This is a genomic window from Streptosporangium sp. LJ11, from assembly GCF_051918945.1.
In the GTDB taxonomy this organism is placed as follows: domain Bacteria; phylum Actinomycetota; class Actinomycetes; order Streptosporangiales; family Streptosporangiaceae; genus Streptosporangium.
In genome coordinates, this window is sequence record NZ_JBPXMB010000002.1 from 386,479 (window position 1) to 408,286 (window position 21,808).

Annotated in this window: 14 protein-coding genes and 1 tRNA gene; 9 read left to right on the forward strand and 6 right to left on the reverse strand. The window is 70.2% G+C overall.

Annotation, left to right across the window (positions count from 1 at the left end):
• Positions 1-291: 291 nt before the first annotated feature.
• The 4 genes from ACTOQ3_RS04175 to ACTOQ3_RS04190 form a co-directional block, all read right to left on the reverse strand.
• On the reverse strand, positions 292-3,552 hold the full coding sequence (locus ACTOQ3_RS04175; protein WP_440082068.1) for a non-ribosomal peptide synthetase: 3,261 nt from the start codon (positions 3,550-3,552) through the stop codon (positions 292-294).
• On the reverse strand, positions 3,553-10,209 hold the full coding sequence (locus ACTOQ3_RS04180) for an amino acid adenylation domain-containing protein (protein WP_440082069.1): 6,657 nt from the start codon (positions 10,207-10,209) through the stop codon (positions 3,553-3,555).
• A gap of 146 nt (positions 10,210-10,355) precedes the next feature.
• Positions 10,356-10,958, reverse strand: a complete 603-nt coding sequence (locus ACTOQ3_RS04185; protein WP_440082070.1) for a GNAT family N-acetyltransferase — start codon at positions 10,956-10,958, stop codon at positions 10,356-10,358.
• A gap of 355 nt (positions 10,959-11,313) precedes the next feature.
• A tRNA-Leu gene (locus ACTOQ3_RS04190) sits at positions 11,314-11,390 on the reverse strand.
• Positions 11,391-11,503: 113 nt separating this feature from the next.
• Here ACTOQ3_RS04190 and ACTOQ3_RS04195 point away from each other — a divergent pair.
• From ACTOQ3_RS04195 to ACTOQ3_RS04220, 6 genes are all read left to right on the forward strand, one after another.
• The gene (locus ACTOQ3_RS04195; RefSeq protein WP_440064950.1) at positions 11,504-12,106 is read left to right on the forward strand and encodes an ANTAR domain-containing response regulator; all 603 of its coding nucleotides are present in this window, start codon (positions 11,504-11,506) and stop codon (positions 12,104-12,106) included.
• 354 nt (positions 12,107-12,460) lie between these two features.
• Entirely contained in the window at positions 12,461-13,615 is a 1,155-nt protein-coding gene (locus tag ACTOQ3_RS04200; RefSeq protein WP_440082181.1) for a branched-chain amino acid ABC transporter substrate-binding protein, read from the forward strand.
• A 160-nt stretch (positions 13,616-13,775) separates the two neighbouring features.
• On the forward strand, positions 13,776-14,744 hold the full coding sequence (locus tag ACTOQ3_RS04205; protein ID WP_440082071.1) for a branched-chain amino acid ABC transporter permease: 969 nt from the start codon (positions 13,776-13,778) through the stop codon (positions 14,742-14,744).
• The gene (locus tag ACTOQ3_RS04210) at positions 14,741-15,910 is read left to right on the forward strand and encodes a branched-chain amino acid ABC transporter permease (protein WP_440082072.1); all 1,170 of its coding nucleotides are present in this window, start codon (positions 14,741-14,743) and stop codon (positions 15,908-15,910) included. The genes ACTOQ3_RS04205 and ACTOQ3_RS04210 overlap by 4 nt, the downstream gene beginning before the upstream one ends.
• The gene (locus ACTOQ3_RS04215; protein WP_440082073.1) at positions 15,907-16,755 is read left to right on the forward strand and encodes an ABC transporter ATP-binding protein; all 849 of its coding nucleotides are present in this window, start codon (positions 15,907-15,909) and stop codon (positions 16,753-16,755) included. Before ACTOQ3_RS04210 ends, ACTOQ3_RS04215 begins: the two co-directional genes overlap by 4 nt.
• Positions 16,745-17,563 carry an ABC transporter ATP-binding protein gene (locus tag ACTOQ3_RS04220; protein WP_440082074.1) on the forward strand — a complete coding sequence of 273 codons (819 nt, stop codon included), beginning with the start codon at positions 16,745-16,747 and terminating at the stop codon, positions 17,561-17,563. The genes ACTOQ3_RS04215 and ACTOQ3_RS04220 overlap by 11 nt, the downstream gene beginning before the upstream one ends.
• A 203-nt stretch (positions 17,564-17,766) precedes the next feature.
• Here the strand turns inward: ACTOQ3_RS04220 and ACTOQ3_RS04225 are convergent, their stop codons facing one another.
• Positions 17,767-18,327 carry a DUF4352 domain-containing protein gene (locus ACTOQ3_RS04225; protein ID WP_440082075.1) on the reverse strand — a complete coding sequence of 187 codons (561 nt, stop codon included), beginning with the start codon at positions 18,325-18,327 and terminating at the stop codon, positions 17,767-17,769.
• A gap of 241 nt (positions 18,328-18,568) precedes the next feature.
• Here ACTOQ3_RS04225 and ACTOQ3_RS04230 point away from each other — a divergent pair, with 241 nt between their 5' ends.
• From ACTOQ3_RS04230 to ACTOQ3_RS04240, 3 genes are read left to right on the forward strand one after another with little or no spacing between them, the layout of a single operon-like run.
• Positions 18,569-19,432, forward strand: a complete 864-nt coding sequence (locus ACTOQ3_RS04230; protein WP_440082076.1) for an ABC transporter substrate-binding protein — start codon at positions 18,569-18,571, stop codon at positions 19,430-19,432.
• A 3-nt stretch (positions 19,433-19,435) separates the two neighbouring features.
• Positions 19,436-20,284 carry an amino acid ABC transporter permease gene (locus ACTOQ3_RS04235; RefSeq protein ID WP_440082077.1) on the forward strand — a complete coding sequence of 283 codons (849 nt, stop codon included), beginning with the start codon at positions 19,436-19,438 and terminating at the stop codon, positions 20,282-20,284.
• Positions 20,285-20,286: 2 nt separating this feature from the next.
• Positions 20,287-21,084, forward strand: coding sequence for an amino acid ABC transporter ATP-binding protein (locus tag ACTOQ3_RS04240; protein ID WP_440082182.1), 798 nt, complete (start codon positions 20,287-20,289; stop codon positions 21,082-21,084).
• Positions 21,085-21,455: 371 nt separating this feature from the next.
• On the opposite strand, the gene ACTOQ3_RS04245 is transcribed toward ACTOQ3_RS04240, so the two are convergent.
• The gene (locus tag ACTOQ3_RS04245) at positions 21,456-21,800 is read right to left on the reverse strand and encodes a PaaI family thioesterase (RefSeq protein ID WP_440082183.1); all 345 of its coding nucleotides are present in this window, start codon (positions 21,798-21,800) and stop codon (positions 21,456-21,458) included.
• Positions 21,801-21,808: the final 8 nt, after the last annotated feature.

Genomic DNA, 21,808 nt, shown 5'->3' on the forward strand with positions numbered 1-21,808 from the left:
AAACAGGGTTTTTGCCCTGTCAAGTATTCACAAGCGATAAGCCAGATCATTCCTATTATTTGCGCCATCGGCAGTCAAGGATTGAAAATTAAACGTGTGTCGGAATGCCGGTTTCGGCCGCACGGGAAGATCGTTGGCCGTTCTCACGCTCCGATATCGCCGCAGTTCACGGCGATATCGGGAACGGAAGGTGACCTGCCGCTTCCCTGCGTCGTGAGCCGTCTCACTCTGTGGACACCGAATGTGGCGGGAGGCTACCAAGAGCAAGTGTCCAAAATGCCAATTTCGGCCTTAGTTCACCGAGCTGTCATTTCGGTCGTACTCTTCGGCGATCCGCTCGGCCTCCTCGTCCGTGAGATCGTCGATCTCCGCGGCCAGGCACTCCTCCACCACCAGCGCCAGCCCGCGGACCGAACGCGTGGTGAACAGGGCGTTGAGCGGCAGGTCGATGCCGACCGCCGAGCAGATCCTGGCGACGACCTTGGTGCCGAGCAGCGAGTGCCCGCCGACGTCGAAGAAGTCGTCGTCGATCCCGATGCCGTTCCTGCCCAGCACCTCGCACCAGATCTCGTGCACCAGCTCCTCACTCGCCGTGACCGGTCCGGCGGGCGCCGCCGACGCCTCCTCCGCGACGGGGGAGGGCAGCGAGGCACGGTCGAGCTTGCCGTTGGGCAGTCGGGGGAAGTCCCGCACCGGCACGAAGAGGCTCGGCACCATCGTGGCGGGCAGCCGCGACGCCAGGAACGCCCGAAGCTCCCCGGCCGTCACCTCCGCGCCCGTTCCCGTTCCCGCGCCCGTTCCCGTTCCCGCGCCCGTTCCCGTTCCCGCGCCCGTTCCCGTTCCCGCGTCCGTGCTCGCGCCCGTTCCGGCGCCCAGGTCCGCACCCGCACCGGCACCGGCACCCGCGCCCGCGCCCGTGTCCACGTACGCGACCAGTGCCCGGCCGCCGGGGGCGTCCTCCCTGACCGCGGCGACCGCCCGCCGCACGCCCGGGTGCGCCGCCAGCGCCGCCTCCACCTCGCCCAGCTCGATCCGCACCCCCCGCACCTTCACCTGGTCGTCCACGCGCCCGAGGAACTCCAGGGTCCCGTCCGGCAGCCGCCGGACCAGGTCGCCGGTCCGGTAGAGGCGCCCGCCCCGGCCGAACGGGTCGGGGAGGAACCGCTCGGCGGTCAGTCCCGGCCGTCCCCGGTAGCCGCGGGCGACCCCGTCACCGCCCAGGAACAGCTCCCCGGCCACCCCCGCGGGCACCGGCTCCATCGCCTCGTCCAGCACGTACGCGGTGGTGCCCGCGACCGGCATGCCGATCGACATCGACTCCGCGCCCTCCGGCACCCGGTGCGCCAGCGACCAGATCGTCGTCTCCGTCGGCCCGTAGAGGTTCCACAGCTCACCGGCCACCCGGTGGATCCGCCCGGCCAGCGACACCGGGAGCGGCTCCCCGCCGCTGAACACGCGCGGCAGCCCGGCGGGCAGCCGCTCCAGGATCTCCTCCAGCACCGACGGCGGCGCCTGCACCGTCGTCACCCCCGCCTCCGCCACCAGCTCGCCCAGCCCGCCGTTGCCGTACGGGGGAGCCAGGACCACCGCGCCGCCCGCCGTCAGCGGGCCGAAGATCTCCAGCGCCGCGATGTCGAACGACAGCGAGGTCAGCAGCAGCATCCGCTCCCGCTCGGTGAACCCGAGCCCGGTGACCAGGTTCACCACCCCGCGATGCGGCACCACCACCCCCTTGGGCACTCCCGTCGACCCCGAGGTGTAGATCACGTAGGCGGGCGAGTCGGGAGAGACCGGGCCGGGGACGAAATCGGACGCCCCGTTCATCGGCAGCGCGTCCAGCAGGATCGCCGGGGGATGGTCGGCCGGCAGCCGTTCCACCAGCGTCGAGCGGGTCAGCAGCAGCGGGCTGCCCGAGTCGGCCAGCATGAACCCCAGCCGCTCCGCCGGGTAGTCCGGATCCAGCGGCACGTAGCAGCCGCCCGTCTTCAGCACCGCCAGCAGCGCCACGATCAGCTCGGGGCTCCTCGGCAGGCACACCGCGACCGGCGTCTCCGCCCCCACCCCCCGCTCGCGCAGCCGCCGGGCCAGCGCGCCCGCCCGCTCCTCCAGTCGCCCGTAGGTGAGGGTCCCCTCGGAGGAGACGACCGCCGGGGCGTCCGGCGTCCGCTCCGCCCGCTCGGCGATCAGCTCGTGCAGGCAGCGCTCGGGGTAGGAGGCCTCCGGGCCGTGCCAGGAGGCCAGCAGCCCGGCCCGCTCCCGCCCGTCCATCAGCGGCAGCCGGGAGATCGGCAGCTCCGGGTCGTCGACGGCCGCGCCGAGCAGCGTCAGGAACGCCGACACCAGGCGGTGGATCGTGTCCTCGTCGAACAGGTCCGTGCTGTACTCGACCCAGCCCTCCATCCGCCCGTCCGGGTTGTGCAGCTCCATGGTGAGGTCGGCCTTGGAGGTGCCGTTGTTGTACCGGCCGCGCCCGTCCGCCGCGACCTGGTTGAAACCCACCTGGAACAGCGGCGTCCTGCCGGGGTCGCGGGGCGGGCTCAGCACCTCCACCAGCTTCGCGAACGGCACGTTCTGGTGGTCGAACGCCTCGAGCACGGTCGTGCGGACCCGGTCCAGCGCCTCGCCGAACGTCGGGTCGCCGCCCAGGTCGGTGCGGAGCGGCAGGGTGTTGACGAACATGCCGATCAGCCCGTCCAGCTCCGGCAGCTCCCGCCCGGCGACGGGGGAGCCCACCACGACGTCGGTCCGCCCGCTCCAGCGCGCCAGCAGCACCGAGAACGCCGTCAGCAGCACCGTGAACGGCGTGGTGCCCCGCCGCCTGGCCAGCGCGCCCACCCGCTCGGTCAGTTCCTCGGGCACGGCGAAGTCCAGCGCCGAGCCCACGTACCTCATCTCCGCAGGGCGCGGCCGGTCGGACGGCAGCTCCAGCGGAACGCTCCCGCGCAGCCGCTCCCGCCAGTAGGCCAGGTCGCCGTCCAGCTCGCCGCCGCCCAGCCGGTCGCGCTGCCAGACCGCGTAGTCGGCGTACTGGATCGCCAACTCGGGCAGCTTGGGCTCGCGGCCCTCGCGCAGCGCCCGGTAGACCTCGGTCAGCTCCCGCCACAGGACGCCGGCCGACCAGGCGTCGAAGATCGTGTGGTGCAGGACGAGCAGCAGCCGGCACTCCCCGCCGCCCAGCGTCACCAGCCGCACCCGCCAGAGCGGGGCACTGTCCATCCGGAACGGCGCGCGCGCCTCCTCCGCGGCGACCCGCTCGAACTCCTTCGCCGCCGCCTCGGGGGGCAGCTCGGACAGGTCGGTCCTGGCCACCGAGACCGGCACCCGGTCCGCGATCGTCTGCACGACCCGCTCGTCGCGCAGCTCGAACGCCGTCCGCATCGACTCGTGCCTGCCCGCGAGCACCGCCAGCGCCCGCTCCAGGAGGTCGGGGTCCACCGGCCGCAGGTCGGCCGCCTCCGAGCGGATCGCGGTGTTGTAGACGGCCAGGTCGGGCAGGAGCTCGTGCAGGAACCAGATCCGCTCCTGGGCGAACGAGGCGGGAAAGACGTCCATTCAGACTTTCTCCTTCAGGCACTCGCGAAGCTGTTCCGCGATCACGGGCAGGGCGGCCGTCTCGCCCAGGGTGGCCAGCCAGTGCCACTGCTCCAGGGCGTGGCAGAGCCGGTAGAAGGCGAGCCGCTCCTGCCAGTCGCCCTGCAGGTCGCCGTACCCCTCCAGCAGGTACCGCCGCCGCTCCTCGTCGCCCCTGACCGCGAAGTAGTCGGTCCGCGCCAGGTCCATCAGCGGGTCGCCGCCCAGCGCGTTCTCCATGTCGATCACCCCGGTCATCCGCAGCGGGCCCCCCGGCCCGCCCTCCTCGGCGACCATGACGTTGCGCTCGTGGAAGTCGTTGTGGCACAGCACGGCGGATTCGCAGCGCGCCGCCAGGTGGCGGTGGCGCGCGACGTACGCGGAGAGCTCCGCGTGCAGCTCCGGATCCCCGCCGAACTCGGTGAACTGCGACAGCCTCAGGTCCAGCTGCCCGCCCACGTACGCCTCGTTGGAGCTCTCCTGCGGCCCGTCGATCGGCCCGAACCCCTCCACCCGCACGCCGTGCACCGCCCGCAGCGTCCGGCCCATCTCCCGGTACAGGCCCGCGACCTCCCCGGCCGCGAGCCCGCCGGAGACCTCCGACAGCGGCCGGCCCGGCACCTTCGTCATCACCGCGTACGCGTGCGGCAGGTCGCGCCGCGAGACGTCCCAGTGCACCATCTCGGGGCAGGAGGCGCCGCTGCCGCGCAGCAGCTCGTAGACGCGCGCCTCCTTGTGCAGCCGCGCCGCCAGCACGTCCGGGTAGATCTTCACGATGAGCTCGCGGTCGGCGCACCTGACCTCGTACACCGCGCTGATCTCCCCGCCGGTCCGCAGCACCACCTCCCGCACCTCCGCGTCCGGGTACGGGGTGCGCAGCACCGCCTTCGCGCGCTCCAGCGGCAGCGGCATCGTGATGGCCTTGGCGAACGCCGGGGCGGTCCAGGACACGCTCACCCGGTTGCCCACCCGCTCCCGCAGGATCTGGGCCCCGACCAGGTCGTCCGCCGGGGCGTCGGGCATCTCGTCGTCGAACCGCGACAGCACCCGCGTGCGCATCGAGATCAGCACGTGCACCGCGATGCCCAGGCCCAGCACGATGTACATGAACGCCACGCCACGGCCCGGGCCGACACCGATCACCGCGCCCACCGTCGGCGCCAGCGCGCCGCCGGGCACCAGCAGCGGGTTGAGCAGCCGCTCGCCCAGCGGCGCCACCACCGCCATGCCGATCGGCAGCGTCGACCACGACACCATCTGGTTGAGCGACTGCACGCGGCCGTGGAAGCGCTGCGGCACCTTCGTGTGGATGATCGTCAGGAAGGTGCCGTTCACGATCGACAGGCAGCCCCACAGGCCGAACGCCCCGATCCCCACCACCCACGCGACGGGCTGCGACCCGGTGATCACCGCGAACACCGACAGTCCCAGCGTCGCCAGCATCACCCCGCGCATCCGCCGCCGCCTCGGCCCGCCCCACAGCGCGATCACCATGCCGCCCAGCGCCCCGCCCAGGCCGCCGACGAAGGAGATCTGCCCGGCGACGGTCAGCGTGGAGAACGACAGCACCAGCGGCGTGATCGACAGCAGCAGCGCCGAGAGCATCACGTTGAGCGTCGCGAAGTAGATCATCGCCGCCCGCAGGTGCCGGTTGCCGATCGACATCCGCAGTCCCTGCGCGATCTCCTTCGACAGGGGCTCCCTGGGGGAGTGCGCCATCGTGTCCGGGAAGCGGATCAGCAGCAGCGCGCCCAGCACCAGCGCGAAGCTCGCCACGTCGACCACGAGGATGCCGCCCAGGCCGATGGTGGACAGCAGCGCGACGGCCACCAGCGGCGCCGCGAACTGCGCGGTGCCGATCACCATCTGCACCACCCCGGCCGCGTGTCCCATGTACTCCTTGGGGACGAGCTGGGGGAGCGCGGTGGTGAAGCCCAGCCGCTGGAAGATCAGCGCGATCGACAGGCACGCGGTCAGCGGGTAGATGTGCCAGATCTGCAGGGTGTCCGTCCAGAACAGGGCACCCAGGACGAGCTGCGTGCCACCGGCCATGCAGTTGCCGAGGATCATCATCGAACGGCGGCTCGACCGGTCCACGATCGCCCCGGCCAGCGGCGCGATCACCACCCCCGGCATGATCGACAACGCCACGAACAGGGCGAAGTCCACCAGCGACCCGGTGGTCAGGTAGATCCACACCGGGATCGCGAAGTCCGTGATCGCGGTGCCCACCATCGACACCAGCTGGAACGCCGCCACCACCAGGAACCGCCGCAGGCTGGGCGGCGGCGCCTTGACCCTCGCCCTTGCCTTCGCCCTGGTCTCGTCGGTCCCGGCCGGTCTCTCCCGTACGGCGGGCCGCTCGGGAGCGGGGGCCTCCTCCGCGGGGTCCGTGGCGGGGGAGCCGGCGAGATCTGTGGCGGAGGAGTCGACGGAGACCGCCTCGACCCACCAGCCCGCCCCGGGACCCCGCGAGGACCGGTCGAGCGTGCCCGCCGCGCCGTACCCCATGGCGATGTGCGTGTTGGTGAGGATCTCCGACAGCTCGGCAGCCCGATATTTCAGGAAATAGTGACCTGCCTCGTCCAGGATCACCAGCGCCGTCGTGTCACTCAGGAAGTGCCACTCCCGGTAGCGCTCCTGGTAGTAGTCGGTCGTCGGATCCTGCTCGCCCACCACCGAGATGACCGGCGCCCGCAGCCGCTCCACGCGCTCGGCCAGCACCCGCGTGAAGATCTCCTCCGCGATCAGGGTGTCACGCCGCTGGTTGCGCACCATGAACCGGATCTGCTCGTCGTCCAGCCCCGAGATGTCGGTGCCCATCGACTTCATCCGGTTCTCGTACACCCGGTCGCCGCGCAACCGGTCGTAGCGCGTCAGCCGCGCCAGCGGCCCGGCGATCCGGCCCCGCGGCCTGGCGAACGGGAAGATCGCCCCGATGTACACCGCCTCCAGCGCGCGGCCCCGCTCCTCCAGCCGGCGCGCCACCTCCACCACCAGCGCGCCGCCGATGCCGCAGTGCCCGTACAGGGCCAGGGGACCCTCGACGTTCTCCAGGATCTCGGTCACGCACAGGTCCGCTACCTCGTCGATCGGCCTGGTCTCCTCGTCCGGCAACCCGGGGTCGTGCCCGGGGAAGGCCAGCGCGTGCAGCGAGCACCCGTCAGGCAGCGCGTCGGCCAGCGGCTGGAAGATCAGCGGGCTGCCGCCGCCGTACGGCACGCACACGTACGTCATCAGCGCGGGCCCCGGCCTGGTCAGCTCGTACAGCAGGCTCCGCGGCCCCGCGGGACCGGCGGGCCGCTCCACCAGGGCCGCCAGCTCGCGCACCGTGGGGTGCTTGAACAGGTCCATCACCCCGACCGCGCGCCCGCCGACCACCGGCAGCGCCTTGCGCATCCGCGCCACCGCCTGGATCGCGACCAGCGAGTGACCGCCCAGCTCGAAGAAGTCACCGTCGGCGCCGACCGACTCCACCTCCAGCAGTTCCCGCCAGATGTCGGCGATCGCCCGCTCCACCGGCGTCCGCGGCTCGGCCCCCGGCCCCGCCGCCTCGGCACCCCGCCGGTCCGGCGCGGGCAGCGCCCCGCGGTCCAGCTTGCCGTTCGGGCTCAGCGGCAGCGCGTCCAGCACCACGAACGCCGACGGCACCATGTGGTCGGGCAGCGTCACCTTCAATGCCCGCCGCAGCTCCGCCCCGTCGAGTCCCGCCCCGGCCGCGCCCGCGGGCACCACGTACGCGACCAGCCGCCTGTCGCCCGGCGCGCCGTCCTCCCGCACCGTCACCACCGCCTCGCGCACCCCCGCGAGCCCGCGCAGCACCGCCTCGATCTCGCCCGGTTCGATCCGCTGCCCACGGATCTTCACCTGGTGGTCGATCCGCCCCAGGAACTCGATCGCGCCGTCGCGGCGCAGCCGCACCAGGTCGCCCGTCCGGTACAGGCGCGCCCCCGCCGTCCCGAACGGGTCGGGCACGAACCGCTCCGCCGTCAGGCCCGGCCGGGCGTGGTAGCCCATCGCCACCTGCGCCCCGCCGATGTGCAGCTCGCCGGGGACCCCGAAGGGCACCGGCCGCAGGTGCCGGTCCAGCACGTACAGGGAGGTGTTCTCCACCGGGTGCCCGATCGGCACCGTCGCGTCACCCGGGCGGCACCGCCACAGGCTCACGTCGATCGCCGCCTCCGTCGGCCCGTACAGGTTGTACAGCCCCGTCCCCGGCAACCGCCCGAAGAACCGCTCGGCCACGTGCGCGGTCAGCTCCTCGCCGCTGCACACCACCCGGCGCAGCGACCCGCACGCCTCGACGCCCTCCTCCTCCAGGAACGCCGCCAGCATCGACGGGACGAAATGCGCGGTCGTCACCCCCCGGTCCACGATCAGGTCACGCAGGTACGCCGCGTCCCGGTGCCCGCCGGGACGGGCCAGCACCAGCCGCGCGCCCGTCACCAGCGGCCAGAAGAACTCCCACACCGACACGTCGAAACCCGCCGGGGTCTTCTGCACCACCACGTCGTCGCCGGTCAGCCCGTAGACGGCCTGCATCCAGCCCAGCCGGTTGCGGATGCCCCCGTGCGTGTTGGGCACCCCCTTGGGCCGTCCCGTCGACCCCGAGGTGTAGATCATGTACGCCGCGTCCGCCGACGTCGCCGACGGCTCCACGGGCGTGTCCGGCCCGTCCATCGGGTCGTCCAGCACGACCGTCACCACCCCGCCGCCCCGGGGCGCCTCCCCCGCCGAGCCCGCGCCCGCGTCCGGCACCCCGGAGGCGGCGTGCGGAGCCGCGCCCCGCAGGTCCCCGGGGAGCACGTCGAGCACCGCCCGCTGCGCCAGCAGCACCGGCACCGCCGCGTCGGCCAGCATGAACGCCAGCCGCTCCGGCGGATACTCCGGATCCAGCGGCACGTAGGCACCCCCGGCCTTCACCACCCCCAGCAGCGCCACCACCAGCTCGACCGACCGCTCCGCGCACACCGCCACCAGGGTGCCCGGACCCACCCCCAGCGCCCGCAACCGGTGCGCCAGCCGGTTGGCCCGCGCCTCCAGCTCCGCGTACGTCAGGCGCTCGTCCTCGAACTCCACCGCCACCGCGCGAGGCGTCCGGGCCACCTGGGCCTCGAACATCCCGCCCAGCGTCGCCCCGTCCGCGTACGGCTCGCCGGGGCCCGTCGCGCACGCCAGCACCCGCTCCCGCTCCTCGGCGGGAAGGACGTCCAGCTCCGAGATCCGCGCCGACGGAGCCGCCACCACCGCCCTCAGCAGCGTCTCCAGCTGCGCGGCCATCCCCTCGACCGTGGCCGTGTCGAACAGGTCGCGGTTGTAGACGAACAACCCGCCCATCCCGTCCGGCTGCTCGGTCAGGAACAGCTCCAGGTCGAAACGCGTCGCCCTGGCCTCGAACACGAACGGCTCCACCGACAGGCCGGGCCAGCGCGTCCCCTCCCTGCGCCCGTAGCTCTGCAGCGCGAAGACCGCCTGGAACACCGGCGACCTGCTCACGTCCCGCTCGATGCCCAGCTCCCCGACCAGCTGCTCGAACGGCAGCTCCTGGTGCGCGTACGCCTCCGTCGTGGTCCGCCTGACCCTCTCCAGCAGTTCCAGGAACCCCGGGTCGCCCGACAGGTCCGCGCGCATCGCCAGCACGTTCACGAACATGCCGATCGCGCCCTCCAGCTCCCGCCGGGGACGCCCGCCCACCGGGGAGCCGACCGCGAAGTCGTCCTGGCGCGCGTACCGGCCCAGCAGCACCTGGTACGCCGCCAGCAACACCATGTACAGGGTCGTGCCGGACCCGCGTGCCAGCCGCGTCAGCCCCTCCACCAGCTCCCGGTCCATGTTGAAGCCGTGCGAGGCCCCCGCGAACGTCTGCTCGCCCCGCCGCCGCCCGTCCACGGGGAGCTCCAGCGGTACCACCCCGGCCAGCTGCGACCGCCAGTACGACAGGCCGGCCTCGGAGACGGGCCGGTCCCGCTGCCACAGCGCGTAGTCGCCGTACTGCAACGGCGGCTCGGGAAGCTCCGTCCCCGAGTAACAGGCCCGCAGCTCCTCGGCGAGGATGTCGGTGGACCAGCCGTCACCGCAGATGTGGTGCAGCGCCACCAGCAGCACGTGATCCTCAGCGCCCTCGCCGCCCTCGCCGCCCTCGCCGTCCCCGGCGCCCACCCGCACCAGCAGCGTCCGCAGCAGCGGTCCCCGCGCCAGGTCGAACGGCAGCGCCGCCGCGTCGCTCACCAGCCGTATCGCCGTCCGCTCGCCGTCCGCCTCCGCCCTCTCCAGCGGAATCTCGACCCGCTCCTCCACGACCGCCGTCGGACGCCCGTCCTCGTCGGCGGGAAAACGCGTCCGCAGGCTCTCGTGCCTGGCCACCACCGTCCCGATCGCCCGCTCCAGCGCCGCGACGTCCAGCGGCCCCGTCAACCGCAACGTCATCGGAATCGTGTACGCGGCGGTGCCGGGAGCGAACTGGTCCATGAACCACAGCCGCTCCTGCCCGAACGACAGCGGCGCGTCCTGTCCCGGCGGCCGCCGGGGGATCGTGAACACCGGATCCGGCACGCGACGGCGCAGCCGTTTCTCCAGCAGTGCTCGCTTGGCGTCGGAAAGCTGTGTGCTGCTCAGGGACCGGCCAGGCGAGGACGTCACACGTGGCTCACTTTCCGCAGGGGGCTGAGACGCGCTCCGCGGACGGGAAACGCGTCAGGTCTCTCCTAAACCGCTTACCTTTCCTCAGGATTAATGACATTCATACATATCTGTCTGACCGAGTCGAGATCAACAACACAACCCGATTACCCGCGAGGATCGGCCTCCTCGTACTCCCACGTCCGCAACACCAGCGACCGGCCCTTCTCCTCGGAGGGGACGGGCGGCGCGTCCGTCAGGCGGTATCCCGCCGCGCGGGCCACCGCCACGCTCGCCGCGTTGCCGGCCTCGATCTCCAGCAGCAGCCGGGACACCCCCACCGTCTTGCGGGCGAACTCCGTCATCACCCGCACCGCCCCCGACGCCAGCCCCCGTCCCCGGTAGGCGGCCCCCAGGCCGTAACCGATCTCCGCGACGTCCAGGCCCAGCCCGCTCAGCATCAGCAGCACCTCGCCCGCCGGCTCGCCCCCGTCCACGGTGATCGCCAGCTGAACCCGCTCCCCGGCCGCCCGCCGCCGCCGGGCCCGCTCCAGGTAGGCCCGCGCCGCCTCCGGGTCGAACGGCGAGGCCAGCGGCGTCCAGTAGGCCACCTCGGGGTCGTCGAACAGCTCCACCATGGCCGCCAGGTCGCCGTCCTCCCATTCGCGCAGCACCACCCCGTGCCCGCTCAGCCTCACCCGCTCGGGAAGGCACACCCGCCCGACACCGAGATCGCCCCGCTCCGTCCGGCCGTCCCCCGCAGCTCCCACGCCGCCACCTTCCGTCACACCGCTTCACACCGCTTCACGTCGCTTCACGCCGCTTCCGAGCAACCTACTCCGCCCGCGGAGCCGTCATTCGTGTCCGATGTCGGACGTCGCCGGTGCGCCGTTCCCGGACCGCTCGCGCGGGGGCACCGCAAGGTCCGGCCACCGTCGGTCCACGAGGCCGGGCGCCGAGCAGTGACCGTCGAGCAGCGATCGTCGAGGGACGGAGAGCACGGTCGACGGTTTCGCGGGAGTGCGCGGGGCCGCGATGCCAGGCGCCGGCGACGGTTCTCCGGCCGCCACGTGCCGTGCGGGAGATGTCCGGGCCAGCCGGTTCCGGATCGGCCGAATCGGACGGTGGTGCCCCGAGTGGGATTCGAACCCACACTGAATGGATTTTGAGTCCATCGACTCTGCCGATTGGTCTATCGGGGCATTTTTCGTTATTTGTCCGGATCTTGCGCGCCAGCTAAGAGCTTACCTAGAAGTAGATCACTCTCGGGCACCGGCGTGGTCCCAATCTAGCGGACGTCGGTACTCTCTTGCTCGTGAGTACGCAGCGGCGAGTGGTGATCGCGGAAGACGAGGCACTGATCCGCCTCGACCTCAAGGAGATGCTGGAGGAGGAGGGGTATGCGGTCGTCGCGGAGGCCGGGGACGGGGAGTCCGCGGTCAAGCTGGCGATGGAGCAGCGGCCGGATCTGGTGATCCTGGACGTGAAGATGCCCATCCTGGACGGGATCTCGGCGGCCGAGCAGATCGTGTCGCAGCGGATCGCGCCGTGTCTCATCCTCACGGCCTTCTCGCAGCGCGATCTGGTCGAGCGGGCGAGGGACGCCGGCGCGATGGCGTACCTGGTGAAGCCGTTCACGAAGTCGGACCTGGTCCCGGCGATCGAGATGGCGGTCAGCAGGCACGAGGAGATCGCCGCGCTGGAGCGGGAGGTCGGGACGCTCTCGGAGCGGCTGGAGACGCGCAAGCTGGTGGAGCGGGCCAAGGGCCTGCTGATGGAGCGGCACGGGTGGAGTGAGCCGCAGGCGTTCCGGTGGATCCAGAAGGCCTCGATGGACCGCCGGCTGAGCATGCGGCAGGTGGCGCAGATCGTGGTGGCGGACGGGGCGGAGCCCGAGGTGGAGACCCCGGAGGCCTGATCGGGGCTTTCGTCCCCTTTGGGGGGTCGCGCCCGCCAGGCGCCCGCAGGGCGCGTTCCAGGGTGCGGCGCGGCCCTCCAGGCGGTCGGATCGATCCCCGTGGAGACCGTAAGGTTGCCAGTGACCACGGCTTTTGCATCTGATAGCCGAAAAGGATCGGTGTTATAACGAAGCGGCAACGGTGGGCCGTCCTGTATCGACCCGTGACATCCGCTAGTTGTACTAACCGACACAACCCCTGGCCACCCGCCAGGGAAGGGCATCTGTGAACTCGGTCTCGACGAGGGACCGGGCGAAAGGAAGGCAACCTTGCGGCCTAAGACTGCACGCCTCGGTGGAGTGCTTGCCGCCGGTGTGGCGCTCACCCTCGGTCTCGCTGCCTGCAGCAGCGGTGGCACGGAGGCCACGCCGGCTGAGGACGGCTCCAGTGCTGCCGCCCCCAGCACCGTCAAGCTTGGCTTCATGGGAGACCTGACCGGAGCCAACGCCGGTATCGTCATTCCCCCCCGGAACGGTGCGAAGCTCGTCATCGACGAGTACAACAAGACCAACCCGGCCGTGAAGATCGAGCTTGTCGAGTACGACAGCCAGGCGGACCCGTCCAAGGCGGTCGCCCTGGCCCAGCAGGCCATCAAGACCGACAAGATCGTCGGTATGATCGGCCCCGCTTTCTCCGGTGAGTCCGCCCAGGTGGCGCCGGTGCTGGAGGAGGCGAAGCTGCCGAGCATCTCGGCCTCCGCCACCAACGCCGCACTGGCGACGAACGGCTGGAAGTACTGGCACCGCGTGCTGCCCAGCGACAGCATCCAGGGCCCCGGCATCGGTGACTTCATCGCGACCGGCGTCGGCGCGAAGAAGGTCTTCGTCATCGACGACAAGTCCGAGTACGGCAAGCCGCTGTCCGACGCGGTCAAGGCCGCGCTCGAGGCCAAGGGCGTGAAGCCGGAGACCGACTCGCTCGACCCGGCCGAGAGCGACTTCTCCTCCGTGGTGAACAAGGTCGCGGCGGCCAAGCCCGAAGCGATCTTCTTCGGCGGTTACTACGCCGCGGGCGGCAACCTGCTCAAGCAGCTCCGTGACAAGGGCGTGACCGCGAAGTTCCTGTCCGGCGACGGTTCGCTGGACAAGGGCCTGATCGACGGCGCCGGTGCCGAGAACGCCGAGGGCGCCCTGGTCGGCTGCCCCTGCTACATCGCCACCCCGGACGTCACCGACGCCAAGGTGAAGGCCTTCGCCGACGCCTACAAGGCCGCCTACAGCGCCGACCCGGCCATCTACGCGGCCGAGGGCTACGACGCCGCGACGGTCTTCGTCGACGCCATCAAGGCGGGCAACACCACCCCTGACAAGATCAACGAGTTCATCGCCACGGTGGACCTCGCGGGTGTCTCGAAGCAGGTCAAGTTCGAGGCCAACGGTGAGGTCGCGGCGAAGGACATCTACATCTACCAGGTCAAGGATGGCGCGATCGGCCTCCTGGGCAAGGCCACCGAGGCCAAGCTGGGTTAGTCCGGCGCTGAAGGAGATTAGGTAGTCGACGCGCGGGGAGCGGGAACGCCGCGAATGCGTTCCCGCTCCTCGCGTACTTCCAGAGAGTCCACGAGGTTCTGCTGGAGGCGGTGTGCTACCCGGACGTGCAGGCGACCCCCGCTAGAAGTGGTAATCCCTAGTGCTCAATGACTTCATCAATCAGTTCTGGCCGGCGACGATCGACGGCCTGGCCTTCGGCTCGATCTACGCCCTGATCGCGCTCGGTTACACCATGGTGTACGGCGTGCTGCGGCTGATCAACTTTGCGCATTCCGAAGTTTTCATGATCGGCACCTTCGGTGCGATGTTCGTACCGTTCGTGTTCGGCATCAACTCGCCCCTCACGGGCATCGCGCTGGTCGGCCTCATCCTGGCGATGATCCTGGCCGGCATGCTCGCCTCGGCGGGCACCGCGGTGGCGCTGGAGCGAATCGCCTACCGGCCGCTGCGCCAGCGCGGCGCGTCCCGGCTGGCGGCGCTGATCTCGGCGATCGGCGCCTCGATCTTCCTGCAGGAGCTGTTCGCGCTCCTGGTGATCCCGAACGTCTTCAACCGTCCCGAGCAGGGCAGGATCCAGATGGGTCTGCCCCGCATCATGGAGCGGACCGAGCTTTTCTCGATCTTCGGCCATTCGGTCCGGGTCGACCAGATCTTCGTCATCGTCGCCGCGATCGGCATGATGATCGCGCTGGACGCCCTGGTGAACCGGACGAAGATCGGCCGGGGTATCCGCGCCACCGCGCAGAACCCCGAGGCGGCCGTCCTGATGGGCGTCGACATCAACAGGATCGTCCGGATGACCTTCCTCATCGGCGGCAGCATGGCCGGTGTGGCGGGAGCGCTCTACCTGATCTCGTACGAGAACACGAACTACTACATCGGATTCCTCTTCGGTATCAAGGCGTTCACCGCGGCGGTCCTGGGTGGCATCGGTAACCTGCGCGGCGCCCTGGTCGGCGGAATCACGCTCGGGCTGGTGGAGAACTACGGAGCCATCTTCTTCGGCTCCGACTGGAAGCACGTGATCTCCTTCACCATCCTCGTCTTGGTCCTGATGTTCCGCCCCACCGGCATCCTCGGTGAATCACTCCAGCAGGCGCGCGCATGAACCAGAAGAATCCCCTGGCAGGCTTCCGCAACGGCCTCGGCCGCTTCGGTGACGTCATGCACGATCGCTGGCAGACCACTCCGGGCTGGCAGCGCTGGATCCTCTATGTGGTCCTGATCGTCGCGGCGCTGCTGTTGCCGTCGGAGAGCCTCGCCCCCTTCATGTCGCCCTACACCGACTGGGCGAGCATCCTGTTCTTCCCGATCGGGACGTACGTCGTCCTGGCGATCGGCCTGAACGTGGTGGTCGGCCAGGCCGGCCTGCTCGACCTGGGCTTCGTCGCGTTCTACGCGGTCGGCGGCTACGCGATGGCGCTGATCGGCACCCGGCTGGGCTGGAACTTCTGGCTCATCCTGCTGGTCGGCATCGGGATCTGCGCCCTGTCGGGCATCACGCTGGGCGCTCCGACGCTGCGGTTGCGCGGTGACTATCTGGCCATCGTCACGCTGGGCTTCGGTGAGATCATCCGCATCACCGCCCGCAACACCGACGAGATCGGCGGCCCGAACGGCATCCGCGGCATCCCGCACCCGCCGAGCTACGAGGACCTGCACCTGTTCGGGATCAGCATCCCCAACGTGTTCGGGGTCGATCCGTTCAAGTACGGCGTGCTGGATCCGCGACCCTACTACTACCTGCTGGTCGCGCTGGCCGTCATTGTGATCATCCTGGTGAAGCGCTGGGAGAAGAGCCGGGTCGGGCGCGCCTGGGCGGCGATCCGCGAGGACGAGGACGCGGCCGAGGTCATGGGCGTGCCGACGTTCCGCTTCAAGATGCTCGCCTTCGCCATCGGCGCCTCCATCGGTGGCGCGATGGGCGTGCTGTGGGCGGCGAAGGCCATCTCGATCAACCCGAACGACTTCCAGTTCCTGCTGTCGGCGACGATCCTGGCCGCGGTGGTCATGGGCGGCGCGGGCAACCTGCCGGGTGTCATGCTCGGCGCCTTCGTGGTGGCGTGGCTGCCCGAGCGGTTCCGGGGCCTGCAGGAGTACCGCATGCTGATCTTCGGCGCGGTGCTCGTGGCGCTGATGATCTTCCGTCCGGAGGGTCTGCTGCCATCGCGTCAACGCAAGGCGGAGCTGAAAGAGGGGTCAGGCGGGATGGGTACGCTCGGAGCCGAGGTTCCCGGGCCCGAGTCGCACGGTGAGGAGGTGGCTTCCAAGTGAGCGCCGAAGTGAACCCGGCCGAGGTGACCCCGGCCGGTACGAACCCCAAGGCGGTCCAGGCGGAGCGCGGCGGCCGCGTCATGCTGGAGCTGAAGAACCTCGTCATGCGGTTCGGCGGTGTCACGGCACTGCGCGAGGTCAACCTGACCATCAACGAGGGAGAGATCTTCGCTCTCATCGGCCCGAACGGCGCCGGAAAGACCACGGTCTTCAACGTGGTGACCGGCGTCTACCAGCCGACCGAGGGCGAGGTCCGCTTCCTGGACGAGAAGATCAGCGGCGTCAAACGCTTCAAGATCACCAAGCGGGGCATCGCCCGCACGTTCCAGAACATCCGGCTGTTCCACAACATGACGGCCATCGAGAACGTCATGGTGGGCGCGGACGCGCACCACAAATCGGGCATGGTCAGCGTGGCGCTGGGGCTTCCCTGGCACCGCCGGGCCGAGAAGGACGGGCGCAGGCTCGCGATGGAGCTGCTCGACTTCGTCGGCATCGCGCACCGCGCCAACGAGCACGCCAAGAACCTGCCCTACGGTGACCAGCGCCGTCTGGAGATCGCCCGCGCGCTGGCGACCAACCCGAAGCTGCTGCTGCTGGACGAGCCCGCCGCCGGTATGAACCCGGCGGAGAAGGTGGCGCTGCAGCAGCTGATCCGGGACATCCGCGACGCGGGCCGGACGATTCTGATCATCGAGCACGACATGAGCCTCATCATGGGCATCAGTGACCGCATCGCGGTGCTGGACTTCGGCCAGAAGATCGCCGATGGCCTGCCGGACGAGGTGCGGACCGACCCCCGGGTCATCGAGGCGTATTTGGGAGCTCCCGCCGATGCTTCTTGAGGTCAAGGACATCCGTGTCCACTACGGCAAGATCGAGGCGCTCAAGGGCATCTCGGTCGAGGTGAACGAGGGCGAGATCGTCACGCTCATCGGGGCGAACGGGGCGGGCAAGACCACGACCCTGAAGACGATCTCGGGCCTGCGCGGCCTGTCGTCGGGGAGCATCACCTTCGACGGCAAGGACATCAGCAAGATGCCCGGCCACAAGCGGGTCCTCGCGGGCCTGGGGCAGGCGCCCGAGGGCCGGGGCGTGTTCCCCGGCATGACGGTGCACGACAACCTGCTCATGGGGGCGTACACCCGCTCGGGTGACTTCAGCGCCGACCTGGCCGAGGTCTACGAGCTGTTCCCCCGCCTGGCGGAGCGCAGGACCCAGATGGGCGGCACGATGTCCGGCGGCGAGCAGCAGATGCTCGCCATCGGCCGCGCGCTGATGGCCAAGCCCAAGGTGCTGCTGCTGGACGAGCCGTCGATGGGCCTGGCGCCGCTGCTGGTGCAGCAGATCTTCGAGATCATCGAGGAGATCAACCGCCGCGGCACCACGGTGCTGCTGGTGGAGCAGAACGCCCAGCAGGCGCTCAAGCTGGCCCACCGCGCCTACGTCCTGGAGACCGGGAAGGTGGTCAAGAGCGCGCCCGCGGACGAGCTGCTCAACGACCCCGCCGTGCAGGCCGCCTACCTGGGCGGCGGCGCGGAGCTCGACCTGGAGGCGGAGGCGGCGCAGGCCGCGCCCGCTCCGGCGGCCCCGCCTCCCGCCGCCACTCCGCCGGAGAAGCAGGGCTCCACGAAACCGGAAGAGCTGCCCTGACCCGGTGATTCCCCGCCTCCGCGGGGATCCCATGGGGTCTCTACGGGGTCTCCGCAGGGCCTTCGCCGGCCCGACGGCAGGTGACGGGCCCGTCGCGCGCTCGTGCGGCGGGCCCGTCCACGCCGATGCGGGATCTCCCGCCGGCGTCACAGGTCTCAGTGTCGTCCCGGGCCGCCCCGAGCGGCACCCGGGGCGAAAGCGGCTCAGGGCAGAGGCACCTGCACGCCTTCGGTGCCGCCGGTCACGCCGAGGGGCGGGTCGCCGAACAGCCGGATCGCGGAGACCTCCGCCTCCTTGGGGATGTCGTACCAGAGGTCCAGCTCGACCCTGACCTGGGCGCCGAGCGGGAGCTCGTCGGGCTGCCGCTTGATGGCCTGCGCGAACTTGTCGATCGCGTACGTGCTGCCGTCGGAGGCGATGAGTTTCTGGCGTTTGGCGTCGAAACGGGCGTTGGTGCGGCCGGGGTTCTCCACCAGGATCCGCACGACCACGTACTGCCCCTTGGCCTGCCACTCGGCGTGGCTGCCGAAGAAGCCGCTCAGGCCCTTCTGCAGGCCGATCACCTGGAACCGGGTGTCGCCGTCGGCGACCGGCGCGGACCTGACGGGGCTCTCGCCCGGCCGTACCGGGCGCGGCGGGAGCTCGTAGGTCGGGGTGGGCGTGACCGGGGGAGAGGCGGGAGCGTCCGGCTCCGCTCCGGCGCAGCCGGACAGGAGGGCGGCGGCGAGGGCGGCACCGGTGAGCAGGATCAGGGGGTCACGCACATCCGGCAACGTAACCGAGGTAGATCCTGAAGTTCAACGGCTCCTCCCGACGGGGGTCGTCGATCCGGCAAGTGCCGGCGCCCGGATCCGCGTGGCGGCAGGGTATTGAACAGAAAACTCCGGACGCGGTTGTTGTCCGAATTGTGTCGTACTGGTGATCTGCATGATTATGCAGGTGATGAAGCATGACCTGCACTGAGGTATCCATACAAGAAGCGACATTGACCGTAAGGAGGCCTTCGTGGGCCTGAGTTTTGTTTCCCGTCGTGCGATGGCGGTGGGCGCCATGGTCGTCGCCGGTGCGCTCGGCCTTTCGGCCTGCGGCGGTGGCGAGTCCACCTCCGCCAGCCCGAGCGATGGTGCCTCGGCAAGCGCCCCCGCGGCCGCGGGCGGCCCCAAGCTCGTCACCCCCGGCAAGCTGACCACCTGCACCAACCTCCCGTACGAGCCCTTCCAGTTCAAGGAGGGCGACAAGGTCGTCGGTTTCGACGTCGACATCGTCGACTTGGCCGCCAAGAAGCTCGGCCTGACGCAGGAGATCGTCGACATCGACTTCGCCGTCATCAAGAGCGGCGCGGCGATGGCCACCAACAAGTGTGACGTCGCCGCCGCCGGCATGACGATCACCGAGGAGCGCAAGGCCAACATCGACTTCTCCGAGCCCTACTTCGACGCCACGCAGGCTCTGCTGGCCAAGAAGGGCACCGGCGTCAAGACCCTCGACGACGTGAAGGCGAAGGGCCTCAAGCTCGGCGCCCAGGCCTCCACCACGGGCCTCGACTACGTCAAGGAGAAGGGCCTCGACCCGAAGGAGTTCGCCGACTCCTCCAAGGAGCTGCTGGGCCTGCAGTCCGGCCAGGCCGACGTGATCGTCCAGGACCTCCCGGTCGTCCTGACCTGGCTGAAGAAGCCCGAGATCGCCGACAAGTTCGAGCTGGTCGCCAGCCTCGACACCGGCGAGCAGTACGGCATCGGCCTGAAGAAGGGCTCCGACCCGGTCCTGCTCAAGGCGATCAACGACTCGATCGCCGAGGCCAAGTCCGACGGCACCTACGAGCAGATCTTCGTCAAGTGGTTCGGCAAGAAGCCCGGGGAGCTCGGTTAATCGATGACCGACCAGCCAACGACGACCGAGCCCACTCCCGCCGGGGGCGCCCCCGGCGGGAGCGGGCTCAGTCCCCGCAAGAGGCAGCAGATCAGCAGGGGCGTCCAGTACGCCGTTCTGGTGGCCGTGGTCGTCTTCCTCGTCCTGCGCATCGAGTGGGGCAAGCTCGGGGAGAACTTCACCAAGCTCGACGTCGCGGAACAGACGCTTCCCGACCTGTTCACGATCGCGCTGAAGAACACGATCATCTACTCGGTCGGCGGTTTCGTCTTCGCCTTCCTGCTCGGCCTGCTGTTCGCGCTGATGCGGCTGTCGTCGGTGCGGCCCTACCGGTGGATCGCGGTCGCCTACATCGAGATCTTCCGTGGCCTGCCCGCCCTGCTGATCTTCCTGCTCATCCTGTTCCTGCCGCTGGCCATCACCGGCTTCGAGGTGCCCGGCGGCACGTACGGCCAGGGCATCCTGGGCCTGACGATCGTCGGCTCGGCCTACATGGCCGAGACGCTCCGCGCCGGGCTCCAGGCGGTGCCCAAGGGGCAGATGGAGGCGGCGCGCTCGCTGGGCATGTCGTACTCGCGGGCCATGGTCACCATCGTCATCCCGCAGGCCGTGCGCATCGTCATCCCGCCGACGACCAACCAGTTCGTGTCCCTTCTCAAGGACTCCTCGCTGGTGCTGTTCCTCGGCGTCTCCGGTGACTACGTCGAGCTCACCAAGTTCGGCAACGACATGGCCTCGACCTATGCCAACGCCACGCCCATCCTGGTCGTAGGCGTGACGTATCTACTGGTCACCATCCCGCTGGGTTACCTCGCGTCCCGGCTGGAGAAGCGCCAGGCGAGGGGACGGTGACAGTGAATCCAGCGAATCCAGCGAATCCGGCGTCCCCGGACGCCCAGGCGACCCACGCGGTCGAGATCCGTGACCTGCACAAGTACTTCGGGAAGAACGAGGTCCTGCGGGGCATCGACTTCGCCGTCGACCCCGGCCAGGTGGTCTGCGTCATCGGCCCCTCGGGGTCGGGCAAGTCCACGCTGCTGCGCTGCGTGAACCTGCTGGAGCAGCCCACGTCGGGCAAGGTCGTCGTCAACGGCGTGGAGCTGACCCACCGCGACGTCGACATCGACGCCGCCCGCCGCGGTGTCGGCATGGTCTTCCAGCAGTTCAACCTGTTCCCGCACATGACCGTCCTGCAGAACGTGATGATCTCGCAGCGCCGGGTGCTGAAGCGGGGCAAGGCGGAGGCCGAGCGGATCGCCAGGGAGAACCTGGACAAGGTCGGCATCGGGGAGAAGTGCGACGCCTTCCCCGCCCAGCTCTCCGGCGGGCAGCAGCAGCGCGTGGCCATCGCCAGGGCACTGGCCATGAGCCCGGGGCTGATGCTCTTCGACGAGCCCACCTCGGCGCTCGACCCCGAGCTCGTCGGAGACGTGCTCACGGTCATGCGCAAGCTCGCCGAGGAGGGGATGACCATGCTCGTGGTCACCCACGAGATGGCGTTCGCCCGCGACGTGGCCGACCGGGTCGTGTTCATGGACGGCGGTGTGATCGTGGAGGACGGCACCCCGGAGCAGGTGATCAGCGCTCCGCAGCACGAGCGCACCAAGACCTTCCTGCGCCGCGTGCTCGACCCGACGCACACCGACATCTGAGTCTCGCCGCGTACGGCCCGCGCCCGCCCGGCGCGGGCCGTACGCGTGCCGGGGTGCGCGTGCCGGGGTACGTGTGCCGCGAGGATCCGCGTGGGGGACGGCAGGGGAAAGGCCGGTGGAACGGCGAGGGGCGGGAACGGATCCCGGCCGGCCCGCGGGTTCGCGGGCCCGGCGAAGCGTGGCGAGCCCGGGGGAGACCTTTGGCGCCATACGGAGCTTCCCCGACCCCGTACGTTTTCTACTCGGCCTCCCCGCGGGCATCGCCGTCACCCACCGTAGCGGACTCGTTGCTTCAGGTGGGCAAAAAGGCGGTCCGAATATGATCGAGGACGAGATGTGATCAGACGATCGGCGGACGTGATCAGGGGTGCTCAGGCGTCGCGCAGCATGCACGTCAGGCGCGAGGTGCACACCCGGCGGCCCTGCTCGTCGACGATCTCGATGTCGTAGGTGGCGAGCGTACGGCCGCCGTGGATCCGGGTGGCCACCCCGGTGACCAGCCCGGACGTGGCCGAGCGGTGGTGGGTGGCGTTGATCTCGACGCCCATGGCGATCCGCCCGGGGCCCGCGTGGATCGCCGCGCCCGTCGAGCCCAGGCTCTCCGCCAGCACGCACGAGGCGCCGCCGTGCAGCAGGCCGTACGGCTGGATGTTGCCCTCGACCGGCATCGTGCCGACCACCCGTTCGGCGGTGGCCTCGGTGATCTCGATGCCCATCCGGTCCG